The sequence below is a fragment of the Agromyces archimandritae genome, from assembly GCF_018024495.1.
Classification (GTDB): domain Bacteria; phylum Actinomycetota; class Actinomycetes; order Actinomycetales; family Microbacteriaceae; genus Agromyces; species Agromyces archimandritae.
The window spans coordinates 706,770-723,772 of record NZ_CP071696.1; the positions used below are offsets into that span (position 1 = coordinate 706,770).

Below are 17,003 nucleotides of genomic sequence, written 5' to 3' on the forward strand. Positions count from 1 at the left end.
GCCCTGCGCAGGCCGGTCGTGCCACGACGCTCACGCTCCGACACACGCGACGGCGCCGCTATGATCGTCAGCATGGTCGCCGAGCTCTCGAACACGCTCATCGTGATCCCCGCACTCAACGAATCAGGCTCAGTCGCGAGCGTCGTCGACGAAGTCCACCGGCATCTGCCGGGCGTTCGGCTGCTCGTCGTCGACGATGGCTCGACCGACGACACTGCCGCCGTCGCACGCGCCGCAGGAGCCACCGTCGTATCGCTCCCGTTCAATCTGGGAGTCGGAGGCGCCATGCGAGTCGGCTTCAACTACGCCCTCGAGCATGGCCTCGACAACGTCGTGCAAGTCGACGCCGACGGTCAGCACAATCCCGAGTCTGTTCGCGCCCTCGTCGCGGAGCTCGACCATGCCGACCTCGTAATCGGGGCCCGTTTCGCCGGACAGGGAGACTACGAGGTCCGCGGCCCGCGCCGCTGGGCCATGGTCGTGCTCTCGGCGGCACTCAGCCGGATCGCCGGCGCGAAGCTGAGCGACACGACATCGGGCTTCAAAGCGAGCGGCCCGCGCGCCGTACGGCTGTTCGCACGCCACTACCCGGCGGAGTATCTCGGCGACACCATCGAGAGTCTGGTGATCGCCACTCGCGCAGGCTGCACCGTCACTCAGGTGCCCGTATCGATGAGGCCCCGCAGCGCGGGCCAGCCATCGCATCATCCGATGAAGGCCGCGATCTACCTCGGACGCGCCGCAATCGCCCTGGCCTTCGCCCTCATGCGACCGGCGATTCCACTCGATACTTCGGAGCAGCAACCCGCATGAGCACCGCGTCCTACGTCCTCGGCATCGTTTCCGCGCTCGCGGTGCTCGGCGTCGTCATCGAAATGCTCCGGCGCCGACGCCTCCGTGAGCGTCATGCCGTCTGGTGGTTGATCGCAGGCATCCTCGCACTCATCATCGGCGTGTTCCCGGGCGTGCTCGTCCGGGCAGCAGACGCCGTCGGAATACAGGTGCCCACAAACCTGGTGTTCTTTGTCAGCCTGGCCGTACTCTTCCTCGTCTGCCTGCAACACAGTTCGGAACTCACGCGCCTCGAGTCACAGAGCCAGCGGCTCGCCGAACGACTCGCGCTCCTCGAAACCCGACTCGATGAGTCGTCTCAGCCAACGCATCAGTGAGAGTATCGAGCCCCGATGAGGTGGATCGCCACCCCGATCGCCGGCCCGGCTGAGAGCGCGACGACGATCGCCGTCACCAACGGGAGAGGCGACATCAGGGCGATCACCGCAACGGCGGCGGCGGCGACCCAGCCCAGCGAATAGGCTCCGTGACGCGATTTGGCAAGCGCGAGCGGGCCGGAGACGCAGAGCAACCCGAGCATGCCGCCGCTACCCGCGAGCGCGGCGATGAATCCGCCGCTGAGCGCATAGTCGGCCCAGAGTATCGGCAGCAGCCACTCCGCGACGAGCACCGCAACCCCGGCGAAGACAAGCGCGGCGCCGATGATGATGCCGATCAGCATGGCCGCGGTGCGGCCGGACCGGCCGGGCTCCGAGCGGAAGCGGATCACCAGATAACTCTGCAGCGAGAGTACGATCGTGACGAGCGGCGCGCGCACGAGGTTGATGCCGAAGATGACCGTCCCGAGCTCTTCGGCCGGCGCCGACGGTCGCACCAACGCGAGCACGACGGGGAATCCGCTCACCAGCACGCCGATCGCGACGGCGGCCGTCGTGGTGCGCAAGCTGTTCCAGGTCAATTCTGCGGCGCCGACATCGAGCATCGACCGGCCGACCACGCGAGAACGGAACACCCACCAGAGGATCGACGGAGTGAGCGGGAACGGCAGCACGACCGCCCAATACAGAGCGGTCTCCCCCCACCCTCCGATGAGGACGGTACCGATCGCCGCGAGCCGCAACACTCCGTCGACGACGATCATCGCTCCGATGGCGGGCCACAGTGTGAGCCCGTACAGCGTCCCGCTGAGAACGGCGACCACGAAGTATGCGGAGCATCCGAGGGCGATCGGCGCCACAACCGCCCACACATCGCTCGACGGAAACACGATCGGTGCCCACCAGAACCCGCTCACGAACACGATCGCCCCTGTGGCGACGGCGCCGATCACCGCGAACCGACGTGCGAGAGCGCCGCCCGAGGAATGGTCCTGCTTCGGCCGGGTCGCACGCGTCACTTCCTGTTGCACGCCCGAGATCACCGCGATGATGAAATACAGCGCCGACCAGAAGACACCGAACGACGAATACTCCACCGCGGTGATGTTGGCTCCGACGATCGCATTCGCCAGATAGCCGGCCAGGCCACCGACCACGGTTGCAGCCAGGATGACGATTGACCCGCTTCGAAACAGCGTTTTCAGTCGGTTCATGGCATGACGCTCCAGCCGGAGCCCGATCTGGGCCGAGGGACCGGAACCGGCGCGGCGTGGCGGCTACTCATGGCGCCTCGCATGCGACGATCTCGTACAGGCGGGCATCGCCCACGGCGTGCACGAGCACGACGGCGTCCGAGTTGGCGAGCTCGTCGAGGCCCGCGTAGTCGTGGTCGCCGCCGTGCACCTCGCGGTCGCCGAAGTCGAGCACGAACCCGACGTTCCGTTCCTCGATCGCCGCGCAGAGCGCCGCATCGTCGCCCGTCGCGAGCGATTCGTTGATGGTCTCGGTCGCCTCGTCGACGTCCATGAGGGTGTGCGGCATGAGCACCGGGCGGTCGGCGATCGCATAGGCGAGGCCGGCGCCCGTCCACGGGCTGCCTGCGATCGCGACGCCCTCGGGCACGAACTCGGGCAGCTCCTCGAGCAGCTCGAGCTCGTCGGGCGAGACGAGTGCCGCGTTCTCGGTCGCGCGGTAGCCGGCGTGGGCGTGATCGACCGCCGCGGTCATCGCCCGGCCGAGCTGGGTGGATGCCGCGAGCACCGCCACCGCGACGACGGCGACCACGACGCCTGCCGCGCCCTGCAGGCGTCGCTCCGCGAAGCCGCGCCGCATGAACCACGCCCATGCCGCGCCGACGGCGAGCGCAGCGAGCGGGACGATGACCATCGGCAGCACCGCCGCCAGCCGCGGCGTGTTGTTGTACCAGGAGGCGGTCACCCACTGCCGCACCGTCGCGCTCGAGACCCCGGCCACGATGATGTACAGCAGCGCGGCGACCGCGAACATCGAGAGGGCGACGGCATCCGCCGGACGCCGCTTGCGCGCGGCGACCACGATGCCGCCGATCATGAGCACCATGACGACGAGGGCGATCTTCGCGCCGTACGGCGAGACCGTGATCACATCGCCCACGGCGTGCCCCGTGGTGCCGATCGGCGGCCACAAGGTCGCCTCCAGCGGCGGTCGCAGCACGCGGAGCGCGACGAAGCCGACGGCGAGGTAGCCGACGAAGGCGACGATTGTCCAGGCGCACGGCCGGCCCGAGGAGCGTCGCGCGAAGCGGATGAGCGCGATCGCCGCGACCGGGAGGGTGAGCGCGAGCCAGGTGACGAACGCACCCGGATGCGTGAGGGCGAGCGCGGGCAGCGTGCCCAGCATGGCGACGATCGACCAGCCGAGCGGCAGCCCGTCGCCCTCGCGACCGAGGCGGAAGACCGCGACCGTCGCGGCCACGGCGGCCGGCGTGAGCGCGAGGGCCGCATGGTACGGGTACAGCACGCCGTAGTCGACCATCAGGATCGGGAACGCCGGGATGGCCGCGGCCACGACGCCGGCGCCGATCGCGACGGCCGGGGTGCTGCCGGCCAGGGTGCGGGCGAGCAGCAGCGCCCCGAGCGGCCAGGCGACGATCGAGAACGCGATCCAGGTCGCGTTGATCGCGACGGGGATCGCGACGCCGGTCAGCTGCAGGGCCAGGGTGACGACCTCGTGCCAGCCCACCGGGTAGAACCAGAGGTTCGCCGAGGTGAGCTTGCCGACCTCGAGCGGCGAGGCGCTGCCGGTGTCGAGGATGTAGCGGACCGCGTTCAGATGGAAGATGTTGTCGAAGGTCTGCGAGATCGCTCCCGGCTCGCCGACGATCTGCACCGAGCGGATGCCGATGAGCAGCGCTGCGACGACGACCGCGACCGCCCACACCCACGCCCAGCGGCCGGCGGGGGTGCGGGCCGGCGCGGCATGGCCGCGGGTCATCCACCGCACGGCCCCGAGCAGCACCGCGAGCACGATCGTGACGATGAGCACCGGCAGCACCGACCAGGCCAGGCCCGCGAACGGGGCGAGGAGGCCGGCGAGCACGATCGCCGTCATCGAGAAGACCGGCGCCATCCCCCAGAGCCGGAAGCCGCGGAGCCCGACGACGAGGCCGAGCGCGATGCCGGGAACCAGGATGATCGCGGACGCGGCGAGCGTCGCGAGGGCGAGATCGGTCCAGGTCATCTGCGTGCGGGCTCCTTCCGACGCCCGGACGCGGGTCGTCGGTCTCCCACCCTAGGCGCTCGCCGGGGCTCGCGTGCGGTGCGGCGCACCCGGGTACCCCGGTCTCCGCCGGGCGACGGCTTTCAGCTTCGCCTCGCTAGAATCGTGCGAGTGACGAACCCCGCCTCCGCTGACCTCACGGGCTTCAGCGTCCCCGGCAGCGGCCGAGGCATCCTCGATGTCTTCAAGTACGGCTATCTGCTGCGGCTCCTCATCCGCAAGGGCACCCAGACCCGCTACCACGGCTCCGTGCTCGGCTGGATCTGGTCCTACGTCAAGCCGGCCGCCCAGTTCCTGATCTACTACCTGATCCTCGGCGTGCTGCTCGGCTTCAGCCGCGGCATCGACCACTTCCCGATCTACATGTTCTCGGGCATCGTCGTCGTGAACCTCTTCAACGAGGCCTTCAGCAATGCGACGAAGTCGATCGTGAACAACAAGGCCCTCGTCAAGAAGATCTACCTGCCGCGCGAGCTCTTCCCCATCGCCGACGTCTTCATCGCCTTCGTGCACTTCCTGCCGCAGCTGGCGATCCTGCTCGCCGTGGTGCTGCTGTTCGGCTGGGCGCCGACGCTCGTGCAGCTCGCGGGCATCTTCCTCGCCCTCATCCTCGTGGTCACGCTCGCCCTCGGGCTCGGGCTCTTCTTCGGGGCGATCAACGTCACCTTCCGCGATGCGCAGAACTTCGTCGAGATCATCCTCATGTTCACGACGTGGCTCTCCCCCGTGCTCTACTCCTTCGCCCTGGTGCGCGAGAAGGCGCCCGAGTGGCTCTTCGACCTGTACATGATCAATCCGCTCACCTCGGCGGTCGAGCTCTTCCACTCCGCGTTCTGGTACCCGTCGCTGAACCCGGACATGCTCGACACGGCCGCCCGCCCCGACAACATCTGGGCCTTCGCGGGCATCGGCCTCGTCATCGCGCTCGTCATCCTCGCCTTCGGGCAGTTCGTCTTCAGGAAGGTCGAGGGTCGTTTTGCACAAGACCTCTGAGCAGCAGCCCCGGATCATCATCGAGAGCGTCTCGAAGACCTTCAACCTGCGCACGACGCAGTCGCTGAAAGAGCTCTTCGTCGCCTGGACGAAGCGCAAGAAGCTCGTCAACTCCTTCCAGGCGCTCGACGGCATCGACATCACGGTCGGCGAGGGCGAGTCGGTCGCGATCCTCGGGTACAACGGATCGGGCAAGTCGACGCTCCTGAAGCTCATCTCCGGCGTTCTCCGGCCCGATCAGGGCCGCATCCTCACCCGCGGCCGCGTCGCCGGCCTCATCGAGGTCGGTGCGGGCTTCCACCCCGACCTCTCCGGCCGTGAGAACGTCTACCTGAACGCGGCGATCCTCGGGATGTCGAAGACCGAGATCGACGAGCGGTTCGACGACATCGTCGCGTTCTCCGAGATCGGCGACTTCATCGACACCGAGGTCAAGCACTACTCCTCGGGCATGTTCATCCGCCTGGCGTTCTCGGTCGCGATCCACACCGAGCTCGACATCCTCCTCGTCGACGAGGTGCTCGCCGTCGGCGACGCGCCCTTCCGCGAGAAGTGCAAGGCGAAGATCCGCGAGCTCGCCCAGCAGAAGAAGACCATGTTCATCGTCAGCCACGACATCGGGATGATCAAGGAGCTCTGCGACCGCGGCGTCGTCATCCGCCGCGGCAAGCAGATCTTCGACGGCCCCGTCGCCGAGGCCGTCGACGTCCTGAAGCAGAGCACGCGCTGACGCCCCCACTCGTATCGCCCGTATCGAAGGAGCCCTTGTGAGCACCACCCGCACCATCGCCGTCGTCCTGGCCGGCGGCATCGGCACACGCGTCGGGCTCGGCATCCCGAAACAGCTCATCCGCATCGCCGGCAAGGCGATCGTCGACCACACCCTAGAGGCCCTGAGCGCGAGCGAGCGCATCGACGAGATCCTCGTCATGATGAACGCCGACTCGCTGCACGAGCTCGACTATCTGCGCGGCGACCCGCGCTTCCCGAAGCTGCGAGACATCCTCCCCGGCGGTGAGACCCGCAACGACACGACGAAGCTCGCCCTCGACGCCCTGCCCGCAGACGACGACGTGAAGGTGCTCTTCCACGACGCCGTGCGCCCCTTCATCGACGACCGCATCATCGGCGACTGCATCGACGCGCTCGACGAGTTCGATGCCGTCGACACCGCCATCGCCTCGGCGGACACCATCATCCAGGTCGACGACGACGTCATCACCGACATCCCCACCCGTTCACGCCTGCGCCGTGGCCAGACCCCGCAGGGCTTCCGGCTCGGCACCATCCGCCGCGCCTACGAGCTCGCCGCCGACGACCCCGACTTCACCGCGACCGACGACTGCGGCGTCGTGTTCACGTATCTCCCCGAGGTGCCGATCCGGGTCGTCGAGGGCTCGGCCGAGAACATGAAGATCACCGAGCCGCTCGACCTCGCGATCGCCGACAAGATCTTCCAGATGCAGACCGCAGGCCTTGCGGACTTCGGCGGGGCCTTCGACCTCGACCTGACGGGGCGATCGGTCGTCGTCTTCGGCGGCAGCTACGGCATCGGCGCGAGCATCGCCGAACTCGCCGAGCAGGCCGGCGCACGCGTGTACCCGTTCTCGCGGTCCACGACCGGAACCGACGTGACGAGCCGCAAGTCCGTGCGGGAAGCCCTCGAGCGCGCCGCGGCGGACGGGCCGATCGACTACGTCGTCGTGACGGCGGGCGTGCTCGCCATCGCCCCCCTCGTCGAGACGAAGCGCAAGACCCTCCGCAAGACGCTCGAGGTCAACCTCCTCGCTCCCGCCAAGGTCGCGCAGGAGGCGTACCCCTACCTCGCCGAGACCGGCGGGCAGCTGCTGTTCTTCACCTCGAGCTCGTACACGCGTGGCCGCGCCGGCTACAGCCTCTACTCGGCGACGAAGGCCGGCGTCGTGAATCTCACCCAGGCCCTCGCCGACGAGTGGGCCGACTCGAACGTGCGCGTGAACTGCGTCAATCCGCAGCGCACCCACACGCCGATGCGCACGAACGCCTTCGGCGAGGAGCCGGCCGGAACCCTGCTCGAGCCCGATGAGGTCGCGCGAGTCAGCCTGAACGTCCTCGACGCGCCGATCACCGGTCAGATCATCGATGTCCGCGTCACCGACCGCAACTGAGGCGAGGCCCGGCTCGACGGAACCGACGCCGGCGCGCTCGTTCAGACCCGAGATCCAGGCGCTGCGGGCCGTCGCCGTCCTCCTCGTCCTCGTCTACCACCTCTGGCCGAACCGGCTCACCGGAGGTTTCATCGGCGTCGACGTCTTCTTCGTCATCTCCGGCTATCTGATCACCGGGCACCTCTGGTCATCGGCCTCGCACGGCCGGCTCGGGCTCGTCGGCTTCTACGCCCGGCGGATCCGCCGGCTGGCGCCGGCGTCGCTGCTCGTGCTCCTCGTCAGCCTTCTCGCGATGCTCGCCCTCGTGCCGGCGTCACGATGGCCCCAGTTCGGCTCGGAGATCGCCGCGAGTTCGCTCCTCGTCGAGAACTGGTTGCTCGCGTCGTCCTCGGTGGACTACCTCGCCGCCGAGCAGTCCGCATCCGCGGTCCAGCACTACTGGACGCTGTCGGTCGAAGAGCAGTTCTACCTGGTCTGGCCGCTGCTCATCCTCATCATCGGGGCAGTGCTCGCGCGGCGCGCCCGCCGGCGAGGCGAGCCGGATCCGGTGCCGTACGCCTCGCCCCGTTCCCGCACGGTGCTGCTCACGGTGCTCGGCGTCATCGGCCTCGCATCCTTCGCCTATTCGCTCGTCATCACGGCCGCCGAACCCGCCCAGGCGTATTTCGTCACCCCCGCGCGGATCTGGCAGTTCGCGGCGGGCGGGATGCTCGCGCTCGTCCACGCCGCGCCGGGCGGCGGACGCCTGCCGTCCCGGATCGCCCCGGCCGCGTCCTGGCTCGGCTTCGCGGTCATCGCGGCGACCGGCCTCCTCCTCAGCGGGGCCGTACCGTACCCGGGCATCGCGGCCGCTCTTCCCGTCATCGGGACGATCCTCGTCATGGCGGCCGGTACCGACGCATCCCGCTGGTCGACGGGTCGGCTCAGCTCGCTGCGCCCGGTGCAGGAGATCGGCCGGATCTCCTTCGGCGTCTATCTCTGGCATTGGCCGCTCATCGTGTTCGTCCCGTTCTGGACGGGGCACGCGCTGACGTTGCCCGAGAAGCTCGCGATCTTCGCCGCCTCCCTCCTGCTCGCCTCCCTGTCGACCCGGTACGTCGAGGATCCGATCCGCTTCGACCGACGCATCGCCGCGCATCGCGTGCTCACCGTCATCGCCGGCACCGTCGCCGCCGCACTGATCGCCGTCGGCGCGGTCGGCGCCGTGCGATACGCGGACCAGCAGGCCGACGACGCGCGCGCCGAACTCGTCTCCCGGATCACCGGCGGAGACCCCTGCATCGGGGCGTTGAGCGTCCTGAACCGCGATCGATGCGACCCCGTCAGCCCGCCACTCGACCCGGAGGTCGTCGCGCAGGCCGCAAGCGACCGGGCGATGCCGTTCACCGAGGGCTGTATCGAGCCGCTCGACGCCAACACGGGCGCGGTATGCACGAGCGGGGCGACGAACGCTGCACGAACGGTCATGCTGTGGGGCGACTCCCATGCGGCCGCCTGGGAGCCCGCATTCGACGTCGCCGGAGATCTCGACGGGTTCGCGGTGCGGTCGGTCGTCCGTCAGGGCTGCCCGCCGGTCATCGGCTCGCCGGAAGCGACCGTGTACCGCGAGATCGATCAGACCGAGCGCGAGCAGTGCGCACACCGGAACGAGCAGGCCCTCGACATGGCGCTGCAGGACGACGCCGTCACCGACATCGTCCTCGCCTCCTTCTCGCGCAACTACCGCTTCACGTCGGACGAGGCCTCCGATGCTCTCGTCGAACGGCTGCTCGACTCCGGCAAACGCGTCTACCTCATGAACGACGTCCCGCTGACCGGTGATGATGCGTCGGTTCGGGTCGATATCCCCGAGTGTCTCGCTGCGCATTCCGCCGACCCCGAAACGTGTGATCGCCCCCGATCCATCGCGGACCCCGAGGGGACGGTCACGGACCGGTTGGAGGCTGAAGCACGTTTCTCGGCCGTCCCGGTCATCGACCCTGCCGACGCGATCTGCGACGGCGAGTCCTGCTACATGGCCCCGGGCGGGGTCCCCGCGTACTTCGACGCGAGCCATCTCAGCGCGAGCTTCGCGCGCACCCTCGGCCCCTGGCTCGCCGACCGCCTCATCTAGCCGCGAGCGCCGCCTCTCCCACGGCTTCGAGCACCCACTGCGAGACGACCCGGTCCGCGGCGTGCCCGTCGTTCAGGCGGTTGAACCGTTCGTTAAACCGCCGGAGCTCCTCCGCATGGCGGGAACGAAGCGCGTCCAGGTCCGACAGGGCGTCGACGAGGGCGTCGAGATCCGTGACGACAGGCCCCGGGGTCGTCTCGCGATACGGCATCAGGGCCGGACGCAGCCGGAAGTACTCCTCCTCGTCCGGGGAGAAAAACACCATCGGCTTGCCCGTGATGGCGTAGTCGAACCGCAGCGACGAATAGTCGAGGACGGCCACGTCCGAGGCGATCACGAGATCGTTCACCTCGGGGTAGCTCGTGACGTCGAGGACGCCTTCGGTTCCGAAGTAGGTATCGCCCTTGCGCTCGTTGAAGTTATGCCCCCTCGCGAGGATGACGGTGTTCTCGCCGAGGGCCGCGGAGAGCGCCGGGAGGTCGAGCCCTCGGTAGGCGGCTGCATCCCATCCCCCGGTCTGCAGCGACTCACGCCAGGTCGGCGCATAGAGGACGACGGTCTTCCCCTCGGCGATCCCGAGCTCCCGGCGGACGGAGTCGCGCAGGCCGGCCTGCGGGTTCGCCAGGACGTCGTCACGCGGGTAGCCGGTTTCCAGGATCCGTCCGCGGTAGTCGAATTCGCGACGGTACATGGCGCCGGACTCGGCGTTGGCCACGAGGATGTCGGTCCATGCGGCGTTCTTCTCCACGATCCGCTGGGCGACGCGGTCTTCGTTCGCGCCGGAGGATCGCCATGCGCTCATCCCCATGGACTTGAACGGGTGCCCGTGGAAGGTCTGCAGGAACCGCTGCCCGTCGCGGCGCCGGAAGTAGTCCGGGAAGTCGATGTTGTTGCACAGCAGTTTTGCCGTCGCAAGCCGTTCGTACCATTCGACGCTGCCGATCACGAGCGGCACGGCCGCATCCGGGATCTGAACCGACAGGTCGCGCACCGCCCAGTACGCGGGGATGACGAGACCGCGCCGCCGCATCTCCTCGAAGATCGCGAGCTGATTATCGGAGGCGAATTCGCCTTGGTAGCACTGGAACACGACGGCGTCCACGAGCGGCCCGACGTCTGCGCGGTACGCCTCACGGAGGCGCGCCTGATGCGGCCGGCTGCGAAGGCTCGGGCTCATGGGCAGCGGCACCGCCACCCGGACTTCGCCCTTGCCCGTCGCTCGGAGCTCCAACTCGGTCGTGGACGTCGAGCGATCGATCGGCAGCGACGCGGTCGCTTCCCGCGCCCAGATCACATCGGATTCGGCGGCGCCGAGTTGGAGCACCAGGCGATAGGTCCCCCGGGAGAAGGCCGAGCGACGCCCCGGTTCCGGGTCGACCGCGAACCGGACGATGGTCTCGCGCCCGAGCCGTCGCACCTCGGTCGGCGTGTGTCGCCGTGCCGAAGAACGCAGGGAGAGCCCGGTGCGCAGGATCCTCGTCGGCAATGCGCCCCGAAGCCGGAGGACGAGATGACCGTCCTCCACGTCCGCATGCGTGACGCGGGTGTCGAGCACCCGGAGAGCGCGGCGCATCCTGCCCAGATCGTCGATCGTCAGATCCGTTCTCGGTTTGCGCCCGCCCACCGCGAGCTGCACGCCGAAGTCGGGTGCGAACTGCGCATGGGTCCAGCCTCGGCCGGTGCGTCGCGGCGAACGCCAGGGGCCGACGTCGGCCGAGGTGCCGCCGACGACCGCGGTGACCGGGCCGCTTCTCACCACGCCTCCCGTCTCCGCGACGATCTCCAGATGGAAGAACCCGTCCGGCAGTGCCGACGGATCGATCACGACGCTGAACCCCGATTCCTCGTACCTGGCCCAGCCGTGATTGCCCCATGCGCTTGCCCGATCGGTGCGCGAGCGTTCGACCTCAAGCGGCCTGCGGGTTCCGTCCTCGCCGACCAGGGCGATCTCAAGGTTGCTCGTCTCGTCTTCGAGGTCGAGGCCCGGGATGAACGCCCAGCCGTGGACTTTGAGACGGTCGCCGGCCCAGACGACCCGCTCCACGGCCGCGTTCAGCTCGGTTTCGAATCGCGACATCCGCAACCGTTCGCTCGGGAAGCGATCGAGCGGCGCCGGAAGCCGGTCCCGGTCGAGTACGACGAATCCATCCTCCGCGCGGGCGCGCGGCGACCATCCGGCATCCACGAAATACCGCATGACCTCAGGAAGCTCGTCCCAGCGGGCTTCGGCGAGCAGCGTGACGATGACCTTCTGGTACGCCGAGACCTGGTCCCACGCGTCATCGTCCGCCTGAGCCAGGTAGTGCACGGCAGCGGTGTGCAGCTCCTGCCGGTACTCGTCGTCGGCTTCGAGCGCGGGGCCGATGAAGGCCGGCAGGTCGATCCCGAGCACCCGCCCGATCCACGCCTGGTAGACGGCCGGGGATGCCTCGTCCTTCAGCGCGGTTTCGGCCAGCTCCTTGACGTGGAGCCGGTCGCGGAGATTCTGGATCTCGTGCTTCTGCTGGCCGATCGAGGTGAGGTTCTCACGGACCCGCCAGTCGTAGGTGGTCTCGGCGAGGATGTCGAACGCGTCGGCCCGCGCGTACGCGAGCATCATCGGCACGTGGTCCTCGTAGGCGACGCCCTCGGTGAAGTCGCCGATGCGCTCGCGCCAGAACTCGGTGCGGAACATCCGGTTGCACGCGATGACATCCTGCACGGCATCGGGGAAGTCGTCGATGCGGATGTGCAGGCGTTCGCGACGGTGGACGTACTTGTCGAAGTTGGGTTTGAAATACGAGCCGTTCCGGAAGCGGACGATGGATCCGACGGCGAAGTCCGACCCGGTCTTCTCCAGGGTGCGCACCATGATCTCGTACGCTCGAGTCGGGATGGTGTCGTCGGAGTCGATGAAGGTCAGGTACCGGCCCCGTGCCTCGCGGATGCCCGTGTTCCGGGCCGCACCGAGCCCTGCATTGGCCTTGCGGATGACCCTGACCCGCCCGTCTTCGCCCGCGAGCCGGTCGACGATGGCGGACGAGCCGTCGGTGGACCCGTCATCGATGATGATGACCTCGAGGTCGGCGAGGGTCTGGCGCAGCACACTGCGCACGGCCTCCTCGACGTACTCCTCGACGTTGTACACGGGGACGATCACCGTCAGGACCGGCCGATGCGTTCTGCGGACGGCTCGGTCGAAGACCTTGGTGAATCTGGCACGATCGCGCGCGGGGATGTATCGGCGGACGACCGCGCGCGCAGCTTCGGAAACTTGCATGTGGGAGCGGGCGCCTCTTCGGATCGGGGAACTCGGGCAGCGTTCGCGCCCACGCAATTCTATGCGTCCCGGCCGTCGCGCAGGAAAGCAGTGTTTCCGTTCCGAAGCCCGGGCTACCCGACCCTGCCCGGTTCCGCCGCCGGAGCGCTCTCCCCCACCGGCGACGTCGGTACCGGCGTCGGCTCAGGTGTCTGCGTCGGTTCCGGGACCTGCGTCGGCCCGGGTGTCTGCGTCGGCCCGGGTGTCTGCGTCGGCTCAGGGGTCGGCGTGCTCGGCGTCGGTTCGGGCTCCGGTGTCGCGGCCGGTGGGGCCTCGCCCACTCCGGGCCGGCTCGTCGCACCCTGGAGCGGCACGACCACCGCCCCGCCGGCCGAGGTCCACCTGATCTCGGCGCGCTCGAAGCGCTGCACGCAGCGACTCCCGTCCGCAGAGCAGTCGGCGGCCGCGGTCGGGAAGCCGATCCCGCCCCACGATCCGGCATCCCAATAGGCAGCGAGGATCGGCCCCTGCACCGCCCATGCCCCGGTCGTCGTCGACCAGTAGATCGAGCCGTTCTGGAACGCCTGGCCGCGTTTGTCGGCCGCGTACTCGACGGGGTTACTCGTCGGGAAGCCGAGGGATCCGCCGACGGATCCGAGGCGCCAGTACTCGTCGCGGATCGCCCCGTCGATCATGCGGGCCGGCAGGCCCGGCCCGGCGTAGATCGAACCGTTTTCGAACGCCTGCCCGTTCCCGCCCTGGGTGTAGGTGCCGATCCCCGAGATCGGGAAGCCGAGCTTGCCGTTCACGGAACCCTCGGCCCAGAACCGACCGCGGATGCCCCCCCAGGTCTCATACGCGCGCTTGTCGGAGAGGGCATAGATCGAGCCGAGCTGGAATGCCTGCCCCTCGCCGCGCTCGTAGCCGATGCGGTCGCTGATGGGGTAGCGAAGACGCCCGGCGACCGAGCCGAGCTCCCAGTACCGGTCGCGGATCGCGCCCGAGACGGCGCGGGCGCCGCCCGCGTGGGCCCAGTAGATCGATCCGCCCTCGAAGACCTGCGCGCGGCCCCCGGTCGAGTAGAGGATCGGGTAGCTCGTCGGGAACCCGAGCCGGCCGCCGACCGAGCCGAGGCGCCAGAACTCGTCGCGGATCGGGCCGTAGATCTCGCGCGCCCCGGTCGTCTCCTTCCAGTACATGGACCCGTTGCGGAACGCCTGACCGAGGCCGCCGACGGTGTATCGGCTGGGTTGCGAGATGGTCGGCCCGAGGATGCCCCGTGGCCCGTTCAGCGCCGTGTAGCGCGAGGCGAGCACCGGGTGCGGGGCATTGCCGTGGGTCGAGCCGAACCAGTCGGTGAAGATGCGCCAGAAGTTGCGGTTGCCGTAGCTGGAGCAGCTGTCGCCGGTGCCGTAGAGGTTCGCGAGCGCCGCGGCGTTCGGGCGGTACGGCGTGTAGAGATAGAGCCCGGCGGTGGCCTGGTTGTCGATGTAGACGGAGGAGGTGCCGCAGGCCCGGTTCGGGTTCCAGAGGATCATGTTGTACCGCCCGGCCTGGTAGGCCCGATCGGGGCGGGCACGGTATTTCCGGAACTGCCAGGCGGCGTTGTACAGCTGGTTGAAGAAGCCGTAGTACTGGGCGTCGCAGTCGGCGGAGTCGGGGCATCCGTACCCCGTCGCCAGGCGGTATTGGCGTTCGATGGGCCAGGTGTCGGTGACGAGGCTCTGCTCCTTCTCGAGGAGCACGATGAGCGAGCGCGGGTTGATGCCGCATGCGGTGGCGACGCGGCTGATGATCGCGGCGGCCGTCTCGTTGCTGCGGCCGGCGTAGGCAGCGCACCCCTCGGATCGGGCCGGCTGCGAGGTCGTGGTCTGACGGTACGACTTCAGGCAGGTGTAGCCGCTCCGGCAGCTCGGCACCCTGGCGTTCAGGAACGACTGGATCTGCGACGCCGACATCGACGAGGAGTCGTAGAAGACGGCGTCGCTGATGATGGAACCGGCCTGGAAATCACGTGCGTCCGCTGCATCCGCCGCCTCGAACGTCACGGGCTGGACAACGAGCGCCGCCGCGACCGCGATCGCTGCTCCCGCGGTCGCGATCATCCTTCCAAGCGCCATGGCGACTCCCTATTCGGTTCCGACGACACGAGTTCCTCGGCTGAAACGAGCCTAGGAACGAACGGGCATCGCCACCGGCACTTCACACGGCGAGCCACGAACGGAAGCGAAGTGAAGGGGTCCCCCGAATGGATGCCGCGGCGCACCTCAGCGCCCGGTGCGCTCCTCCTTGAGCGTCGTCATGACGAAGTCTGCGAGTTCGGCGATGCGGCGGTTGTCGCGGCGCAGTTCGTCGATGTCGGCGCGCGCCTCGGCGAGCTCGGCCTCGAGGGCGTGCACGCGCGCGAACAGACGCGACACGGTGCCGGCGCGCCGCTTGGCGCCGCGGAGGAGCTGGGTGAGCCGGTTCATGATGCTTCCTGTTCTGCTCGGCGCAGCATGGCGGTCGCCGTCGCGCGGCCGCCGCCGCGACCGGCGGTCTGGGAGATGACGTGGACCTCGAGCCCGGCGCGGCGCGCCTCGTCCTCGAGGGTGTCGACGGGCAGATGCCAGCTCGTCGGGTTCTCGTGCCGATAGCTCGGCGGCAGTTCGGTGCCGAAGTCGGCGAGCGCGAAGGATCCGGGCTCCAGGCCGTGCCGCAGCAGCCGGAAGACTTCGGCGCGCGTCTCCGGCACGAGGCCGGCGAGCAGCCGGGAGAGCACGAAGACGACGGGGCCCGGCCGGCGGACGAGGCGGGCGGCCAGTTCGAGCATGTCGCGGCCGTCGGCGAGGTTCGCCTCGACGGTCTCGACGCGGCCGTCGGGATCGGCCGCCCGCATGGCGCGGATCGCGGTGCGGCTGAATTCGACGGCGGTGACCTCCGCCCCACGGGCGGCGAAGTGGCGGGCGAGCGCACCGTCTCCGGCGCCGAGGTCGACGATGCGGGCGCCGGCCGGTGCGAGACGTTCGACCTCTGCGGCGAGCGGCGGCAGCGCGGCCGGCCGGGCACCGGGGGGCGGGGCGTCGGCGTAGGCGTCGTCCCAGAACTCGCGGTTCGTGTTGAACACGCCGAACCAGTTCTCGAAGCGGCGCCGGGTCTCAGGCGGCGTCTCGAAGCGGAAGGAGGGGTCGGGGGTGCGCCAGCCCGGCCCGTAGCAGAGCTCGAGCCAGCCGGCGGTGTCGGCGACCGAGGGCATCCGCTCCCCCTCGAGTTCGAGCTCGACGAAGGGTTCGAGCCGGTCCTGCTCGAACGGCCCGCGCACGGCGATCGGCTGGCAGTACAGCCCCTCGTGGGTGAAGCCGGGGAAGAGGTCGACGTAGTGGTCGACGTCGCCGGCCTCGTCGGCGAAGAGCACCTGCAGGTGCGAGCGGCTGTGCACCCGGAGCTCGAAGCCGCGTTCGCGGAGTTCTCGCTGCAGTTTCAGCGTTTCGAGGGCGACGTCGGCGGGGTGGCTCTGCTCGAGCAGGAACCCGACGTCGGCGTCGTCGTCGTGCGGCAGGAACGCGCCGGATCGCACCGCCCCGAGCAGGGTGCCGCCGGTGATGAACGGCCGCTGCCCGAGATCGCGCATGACGGCGATGACCGCCTCGAGGCTCGTCATGAGCCGTGCCTGGAACTCGGGGTCGTCGACGAGGCTGCGCACCAGGCGGCCCCATTTGTTCACGACGACGGGGCGACCCTCGGCATCCGCGAGCCGACCGTCGCCCTCGCCCGGGAAGTCGACGATCCCGCTCCACGTCGGCGTCTCGTCGCCGGCGGCGACCAGGTCGATCTCGAAGCGGCCGTGCGCGTGCCGGCGGATGCCCTCGGGCCAGCCGATGCCGCGCGCAGGCGCCTCGGGCGAGCGCATCGACCACACCCGGCGGCCGCCGAAGCGCACGTCGAAGCGCCGATCGGACCAGCCGCGTGCGAACAGGATGCCGCGCGCCGAGATCTCGGCGACGGCTGGCCGTCCCTTGCGCAGCGCGGGCACCGTGCACCTCATATCTGTCGTAGGATGACGCGCCCCCTCGTCGCCTGCAGAGTCTACCGGAGCAGGCCCGGCG

The 17,003-nt window shown here is 69.2% G+C and carries 12 protein-coding genes; 6 read left to right on the forward strand and 6 right to left on the reverse strand.

Annotation, left to right across the window (positions count from 1 at the left end):
• The first annotated feature begins 72 nt into the window (after positions 1-72).
• Together G127AT_RS03305 and G127AT_RS03310 are read left to right on the forward strand one after the other, a co-directional pair.
• On the forward strand, positions 73-813 hold the full coding sequence (locus G127AT_RS03305) for a glycosyltransferase family 2 protein (protein ID WP_210899771.1): 741 nt from the start codon (positions 73-75) through the stop codon (positions 811-813).
• Positions 810-1,169, forward strand: a complete 360-nt coding sequence (locus G127AT_RS03310) for a DUF2304 domain-containing protein (protein WP_210899774.1) — start codon at positions 810-812, stop codon at positions 1,167-1,169. Before G127AT_RS03305 ends, G127AT_RS03310 begins: the two co-directional genes overlap by 4 nt.
• Here the strand turns inward: G127AT_RS03310 and G127AT_RS03315 are convergent.
• Both G127AT_RS03315 and G127AT_RS03320 read right to left on the reverse strand, forming a co-directional pair.
• Entirely contained in the window at positions 1,163-2,383 is a 1,221-nt protein-coding gene (locus tag G127AT_RS03315) for a hypothetical protein (protein ID WP_210899777.1), read from the reverse strand. The two genes, G127AT_RS03310 and G127AT_RS03315, sit on opposite strands and share 7 nt — an antisense overlap.
• A 67-nt stretch (positions 2,384-2,450) precedes the next feature.
• The gene (locus tag G127AT_RS03320) at positions 2,451-4,388 is read right to left on the reverse strand and encodes a DUF6541 family protein (RefSeq protein WP_244857711.1); all 1,938 of its coding nucleotides are present in this window, start codon (positions 4,386-4,388) and stop codon (positions 2,451-2,453) included.
• A gap of 150 nt (positions 4,389-4,538) precedes the next feature.
• Here G127AT_RS03320 and G127AT_RS03325 point away from each other — a divergent pair, with 150 nt between their 5' ends.
• The 4 genes from G127AT_RS03325 to G127AT_RS03340 are packed head-to-tail and all read left to right on the forward strand — an operon-like array spanning position 4,539 to position 9,680.
• Positions 4,539-5,420 carry an ABC transporter permease gene (locus tag G127AT_RS03325; RefSeq protein WP_244857712.1) on the forward strand — a complete coding sequence of 294 codons (882 nt, stop codon included), beginning with the start codon at positions 4,539-4,541 and terminating at the stop codon, positions 5,418-5,420.
• Positions 5,404-6,150: an ABC transporter ATP-binding protein gene (locus tag G127AT_RS03330; RefSeq protein WP_210899785.1), complete on the forward strand. Its 747-nt coding sequence runs from the start codon at positions 5,404-5,406 to the stop codon at positions 6,148-6,150. Before G127AT_RS03325 ends, G127AT_RS03330 begins: the two co-directional genes overlap by 17 nt.
• 37 nt (positions 6,151-6,187) lie before the next feature.
• Entirely contained in the window at positions 6,188-7,567 is a 1,380-nt protein-coding gene (locus tag G127AT_RS03335; RefSeq protein ID WP_210899788.1) for a bifunctional cytidylyltransferase/SDR family oxidoreductase, read from the forward strand.
• Positions 7,542-9,680: an acyltransferase family protein gene (locus G127AT_RS03340; RefSeq protein ID WP_210899790.1), complete on the forward strand. Its 2,139-nt coding sequence runs from the start codon at positions 7,542-7,544 to the stop codon at positions 9,678-9,680. The genes G127AT_RS03335 and G127AT_RS03340 overlap by 26 nt, the downstream gene beginning before the upstream one ends.
• On the opposite strand, the gene G127AT_RS03345 is transcribed toward G127AT_RS03340, so the two are convergent.
• The 4 genes from G127AT_RS03345 to G127AT_RS03360 form a co-directional block, all read right to left on the reverse strand.
• Positions 9,673-12,819: a bifunctional glycosyltransferase/CDP-glycerol:glycerophosphate glycerophosphotransferase gene (locus G127AT_RS03345; protein ID WP_210899793.1), complete on the reverse strand. Its 3,147-nt coding sequence runs from the start codon at positions 12,817-12,819 to the stop codon at positions 9,673-9,675. The two genes, G127AT_RS03340 and G127AT_RS03345, sit on opposite strands and share 8 nt — an antisense overlap.
• A 233-nt stretch (positions 12,820-13,052) precedes the next feature.
• A complete protein-coding gene (locus G127AT_RS03350; RefSeq protein ID WP_210899795.1) occupies positions 13,053-15,038 on the reverse strand; it encodes a hypothetical protein in 1,986 nt (661 codons plus the stop codon).
• Positions 15,039-15,185: 147 nt separating this feature from the next.
• Complete coding sequence (locus tag G127AT_RS03355) at positions 15,186-15,389, reverse strand: hypothetical protein (protein ID WP_210899798.1); 204 nt, start codon at positions 15,387-15,389, stop codon at positions 15,186-15,188.
• Positions 15,386-16,930, reverse strand: coding sequence for a class I SAM-dependent methyltransferase (locus G127AT_RS03360; RefSeq protein WP_210899801.1), 1,545 nt, complete (start codon positions 16,928-16,930; stop codon positions 15,386-15,388). The genes G127AT_RS03355 and G127AT_RS03360 overlap by 4 nt, the downstream gene beginning before the upstream one ends.
• Positions 16,931-17,003 lie beyond the last annotated feature (73 nt).

Bases quoted from the DNA above. Each gene is read 5' to 3' on its own strand.
- G127AT_RS03305 (WP_210899771.1), top strand. From the start codon at position 73: ATGGTCGCCGAGCTCTCGAACACGCTCATCGTGATCCCCGCACTCAAC.
- G127AT_RS03310 (WP_210899774.1), top strand. From the start codon at position 810: ATGAGCACCGCGTCCTACGTCCTCGGCATCGTTTCCGCGCTCGCGGTG.
- G127AT_RS03315 (WP_210899777.1), bottom strand. From the start codon at position 2,383: ATGAACCGACTGAAAACGCTGTTTCGAAGCGGGTCAATCGTCATCCTG.
- G127AT_RS03320 (WP_244857711.1), bottom strand. From the start codon at position 4,388: ATGACCTGGACCGATCTCGCCCTCGCGACGCTCGCCGCGTCCGCGATC.
- G127AT_RS03340 (WP_210899790.1), top strand. From the start codon at position 7,542: ATGTCCGCGTCACCGACCGCAACTGAGGCGAGGCCCGGCTCGACGGAA.
- G127AT_RS03350 (WP_210899795.1), bottom strand. From the start codon at position 15,038: ATGGCGCTTGGAAGGATGATCGCGACCGCGGGAGCAGCGATCGCGGTC.
- G127AT_RS03355 (WP_210899798.1), bottom strand. From the start codon at position 15,389: ATGAACCGGCTCACCCAGCTCCTCCGCGGCGCCAAGCGGCGCGCCGGC.